Annotated in this window: 2 protein-coding genes; both read right to left on the reverse strand. The window is 72.2% G+C overall.

What is annotated here, in order from left to right; all coding sequences use genetic code 11:
- Nucleotides 1-4,867: non-ribosomal peptide synthetase (locus BKI49_RS03085; protein ID WP_143658366.1), on the reverse strand; the 4,867-nt coding region annotated here is incomplete at its 3' end.
- A gap of 70 nt (nucleotides 4,868-4,937) precedes the next feature.
- Nucleotides 4,938-5,153 (reverse strand): MbtH family protein, encoded by a 216-nt coding sequence (locus tag BKI49_RS03090; RefSeq protein WP_028805844.1) that lies wholly within the window; start codon nucleotides 5,151-5,153, stop codon nucleotides 4,938-4,940.
- Nucleotides 5,154-5,361: the final 208 nt, after the last annotated feature.

Here is a 5,361-nt window from a genome sequence, read left to right on the forward strand (position 1 = left end):
AACCCACACCAACACCCCGCGAACGCAACACGCCCGCCAGACGATCAGCCCGATCCACCAACTCACCGAACGTCAGCGACCGGCCCGCCGCCTCCACCGCCACCGCACCCGGCGACTCCACCCCACGCACAGCGACCAACTCCGGCACCGACAACCCCGGCTCCACAGCCGCCGTGTCGTTCCACGACGAGAGCACCAACTCCCGCTCACCGGAGGGGAGGACAGGCTGCTCGGCGTTGCCGTCGGGGTCCGAGGCCATGGCTTCGAGGACCGAGCGGTACATGGAGGCGAGCCGGTCGACGCCCTTGCGGCCGATGACGTGCCGGTTGGCGGTGATCACCACGAAGCCGGCGCGGGTCGAGACACCGAGGGGGAATTCGGTGGGGCTGTCGTCGATGGTCGCGGCGTAGTCGATGAGGTCCTGGTCGACTTGCCGGAAGTTCTGGTAGCTGAAGCGGACGTCGACGAGGCGTTCCGCGGCGCCGAACTCGCGCTGCATGGCGCCGAGCGGGTACCGGCGGTGCGGCCAGACCTCGATCTCCTGGTCGAAGACCCGGCGGACCAGGTCCCGCCAGGTGCGGGCACCGCGCCGGAACGCGAACGGCAGGGGGTTGAGGTACACGCCGTGGACGCGTTCGGCGCCGACGGCCTCCGGGCGGGCGTTGGTGACCAGCCCGGTACGGAAGGACTCCTCCGGGGTGAGGCGGCTCATCACCTTGAGGTGGGCGGCGTGCAGCACGCTCTTGATGGGGACCTGGGCCTCGCTCGCGAGAGCGCGGAGTCCGGCTTCGAGGTCGTGGTAGGGGACCCAGGCGCGGTGCAGTCCGCGCGGTGTGGTCCGCGGGTCGTCGCCCCATCCGGCGGGCGGTACGAACTTGGGGTGGTTCTCCACGACGCCTTGCCAGTAGTCGCGGTCCTCGGCGGAGTCCAGTGACTTCAGTTCGGCCGCGACGAAGTCCGCGTACCGGACGGCGGCGGGCTCGGGCTCCTCCGGCGAACGGCCGTCGCGCAGCGCGCGGTAGGTGGCGACCAGTTCCATGAGGAGGGAGTGGTGGCTCCAGCCTTCCAGGACGGCGTGGCACTCGGTGAGCGTGAGCCACCAGCTGCCGTCGTCCCGGGTGTGCGCGGTGAAGCGGATCAGCGGGGGCCGTGCGAGGTCGAAGAGCTCGGTGCGTTCCTCGGCCATGAAGGCGCGCAGGGACTCCTCGGCGGCGCGCGCGTCGAGGGCCGTCAGATCGCGGGTGCGGACCGGGGAGTCGACCTGCTCGGGGTCGTGGACGAGTTGCAGCGGCACCGAGTACCCGTCCAGGGCGAAGGAGGTACGCAGGATCTCGTGGCGGCCGATGACGACGCGTACGGCCCGCTGGAGCGCGTCGGGGACGAAGGGTGACTCGTCGAGAATCCTGAAGCAGGTCGAGTTGTGGTAGTGGTTGCGGCCGTCGTCGGCGAGCATCTCCACGACCATGCCGAGCTGCACCTGGGCGAGCGGATAGGCGTCGACGACGCCTTCCGGGAGGCGTGCGCGGTCCTCGTCCGCGAGGAGGGCGAACGGGGCGACGCCGGGTTCGGGGCGGGCGGGTGCGGGACGTCCGGTGAGGAACTCGACGAGTTCGGCCGGGGTGCGGTGGGCGAAGACGTCGCGGACCGTGACGTCATGGCCGGTGTCGCGGAGCGCGGCGACGAGGGCCACGGCGCGCAGGGAATCGCCGCCCAGGTCGAAGAAGCCGTCGGTCACACCGACCCGCTCGACGCCGAGGACGTCGCGCCACACGTCGGTCATCCGCTCCTCGTCGGCGGTGCGCGGGGCGACCTGGTTCTTCCCGACGGCCAGGGCTCCGCGGTCGGGAGCGGGCAGTGCGGCCTGGTCGAGCTTGCCGTTGACGGTGAGGGGGATCCTTCCGAGCGCGAGGAACGCGGTGGGGATCATGTAGGCGGGCAGGGTCTGTGCGAGCAGGGCGCGCAGCTCGCTGGGGGCGGCGACCGCCTCGCCGGCGGGTACCACATAGGCGACGAGGCGTTTGTCGCCCGGGGTGTCCTCGCGGGCGACGACGACTGCGTCGCGGACCAGTGGATGTGCGGTCAACGCGGCCTTGATCTCGCCGAGTTCGATTCGGTGGCCGCGGATCTTCACCTGGTGGTCGATGCGGCCGAGATAGTCGAGACCGCCGTCGGTGCGGCGGCGTGCGAGGTCGCCGCTGCGGTAGAGGCGGGAGCCGGGCGGACCGTACGGGTCGGGCACGAACCGCTCGGCGGTGAGCGCGGGACGGCCCAGGTACATGCGGGCGACGCCGGGTCCGGCGACGTGGATCTCACCGGGGACGCCGATGGGTACGAGTTCGCCGTGCGGGCCGAGCAGTTGTACCTGGAGGTCGCGCAGCGGGGTGCCGACGTCGTTGCCGTGGTCGGCGGCGAGGTCGGCTTCGGTGACCCGGTGGTACGTGGTGTGCACGGTGGTCTCGGTGATGCCGTACATGTTGATCAAGGCCGTGCGGTCGAGGCCGCGGCGGGCGACCCAGGGGCGCAGGGCCGGCATGTCGAGGCGCTCGCCGCCGAACGTGACCACACGCAGGGCGAGTTCGTCGATCAGCGGGTGCCCGTCGCCTGCGAGGGCGACCAGGCTCCGGAAACCGGACGGCGTCTGGTTCAGGACGGTGACGTGCTCGTCGGCGAGGAGTCGGAGGAAGTCCTCCGGTGAGCGGGCCAGGTCCTGCGGTACGACGACCAGGCGGCCTCCGTACAGGAGGGCGCCCCACATCTCCCAGACGGACATGTCGAAGGCGTACGAGTGGAACAGCGGCCAGACGTCGCGCTCGTCGAAGCCGTAGTGCTCCTCGGTGACGGTGAACAGGCGCAGCACGTTGGCGTGGGTGAGACCGACGCCCTTGGGGCGGCCGGTCGAGCCCGAGGTGTAGATGGTGTAGATCAGGTCGTCGGGGCGTGCTCCGCCGGCCGGGGCTGTGCCGGGTGCTGCGGCGAGGGCGGCGGCGGCCGGTTCGCCGTCCAGGTTCACCAGGACGCCGTCGTGGGCGCCGGCGAGGTGCTCGGCGTGGGTGTCGGAGGTGACGACGATCCGCGCTCCGGCGTCCTGGAGGGTGAAGGCGATGCGGTCCGCGGGGTGTTCGGGGTCCAGCGGGAGGTAGGCGGCACCCGACTTGAGGACGGCGAGGAGGGTGGGCATCAGGTCGATGCCGCGGTCCAGGCTGACGCCGACCAACTCACCCGGTTCAGCGCCCAGTTCGCGCAGGTGGTGGGCGAGCTTGTTGGCGCGGGTGTCGAGTTCGGCGTAGCTGAGCCACTCGCCGCCGCAGCCGACGGCCGGGGCGTCCGGGGTGGCGGCGGCCCGTTCCTCGAAGACCTCGTGGACGCAGCGGTCGGGCGCCGGCAGGAGCTTCGGGGCGGGTGCGAGGACGGCCAGGTCCGTGTCGGCGAGCAGGTCGAGCAGCGACAGCGCGCGGTCCGGGTCGGCGACCGCGGATTCCAGCAGGCGGACATAGTGCCGGGCGAGGCGTTCGGCGGTGGTCCGGTCGTACAGTGCGGTGCTGTACTCCAGCGTGCCGTGCACGGAGCCGTCGGCCCGCTCGCCGAGCTGGAGGGTGAGGTCGAAGCGGGAGACGCGGGAAGGGGCGCGCAGCGGTTCGGCGGTGACGCCGGGCAGCCGGAAGCCGTCGGTGCGCTCCTGGTGCAGGGTGAAGGCGACCTGGCACAACGGTGTGCGGGACATGTCGCGTTCCGGCTGGAGTTCGTCGACCAGCCGGGCGAAGGGATACTCCTGGTGGTCGAAGGCGTCCAGGACGGTGGCCCGGGTGCCGTCGAGCAGGGTGCGGAAGGACGGGTCGCCCTGCCAGCGTCCGCGCAGGACGAGGGTGTTGATGGCATAGCCGACGAGCTGTTCCAGTTCGGGGCGCCCGCGTCCGGACACGACGGTGCCGACGGGGATGTCGGTGCGTCCGGTGTAGCGGGCGAGCAGCGCCTGGTAGCCGGTGAGCAGGGTGGTGAAGAGGGTCGCGCCGTGCGCGGAGCCGAGGGCACGGAGCCGTTCGGTGAGCTCGGCGGGCAGGGTGACGGGTACGGCGTCGCCCGCCCAGCTGCGGGTGGCGGGCCGGGGCCGGTCGGTGGGCACTTCGAGCGGGATGATGCCGGCCAGTTGCTCACGCCAGTGGGCGAGGTGCCCGTCGAGCGTGCCGTCGGCGAGGCGGGAGCGCTGCCAGGCGGCGTAGTCGGCGTACTGGACCGTGAGGGGGGCCAGCGGGTCGGGCCTCCCTTGCGCGAACTCCGTGTAGAGCGTGGCGAGTTCGCCGAGCATCAGGCCGATCGACCACTCGTCGCAGGCCACGTGGTGCAGGACCACGGCGAGGATGTGGTCGTCGGCCGCGACCCGGATGAGCCGGGCGCGCAGCGGGTGGCCCCGCTCCAGGTCGAAGGGGCGGCCGGGTTCGGCCTCGGCGAGCTGTCGTGCCCGCCGTTCCCGTTCGGCCGGGTCGCCCGACCCCGTCAGGTCGTCGAGCGGGAGGTCGAACGGGCCCGGCGGGTCGACGACCTGGACCGGCTCCGCTCCGTCGAGGCGGTAGCGGGTGCGCAGGATCTCGTGCCGGGACTGCAGGCTCTCGAAGCCCCGGCGCAGTGCCTCCGCGTCGAGGGGGCCGCGCATCCGCAGGCCGACGGGGACGCTGTACTCCCAGCTGTCCGGGTCGAGCCGGCTGAGGAACCACATCTGCTGCTGGCCGTGGGAGAGGGCCAGCGGGCCGTCCCGGTCCGCCCGCCGCAGTGCGGCGCGCCGCCCACGGCGGGCGCCGGCGAGCCGGGCGCGCACCAGTTCCTCGCGCTGGTCTCCGGCTTCCTGGCCCGTACGAACTCCGCCCGTGCTCATGCTGAGCGCTCCTCCCCCACCCTGTGCTTCTCGGTTTCCGGCCGTGCTGCTGTGTGTGTCCGTGGGCCCGTCAGGCGGTCGCCTGCTCCATGCGGCGGCGCAGGCTAGCCGGGCGCAGGTCCGTCCAGACCTCCTCGATGCGGTCCAGGCACTCCTGGCGCGTCCCCTCGGTGCCTTCCGCGTGCCAGCCCGCGGGCAGGTCCCGGTCCGCGGCCCAGATCGAGTACTGCTCCTCGTCGTTGAGCACCACCCGGTAGACGCGGTCGTCGGTCTGCTCGTCAGCCATCTCGGCTCTCCCTTTCGGAGGTCTGTTCGGACATCGGATCGGGATACGTGTCCGGATCCGCCGTCAGCTTCCGGCGGGGGCCTATACCGGGCCTCTACGCGAACTGTCGTACGGGTGCGGGTCGTTGCGGGCCCGTGAGCGGGCACGACGAAGCGCGCGACCCGGTCCCCACGGGGGGAGGGACCAGGCCGCGCGCGGTCTTTCGGGA

The sequence above is a fragment of the Streptomyces sp. Tue6028 genome, from assembly GCF_002300165.1.
Taxonomy (GTDB): Bacteria; Actinomycetota; Actinomycetes; order Streptomycetales; family Streptomycetaceae; genus Streptomyces; species Streptomyces siamensis.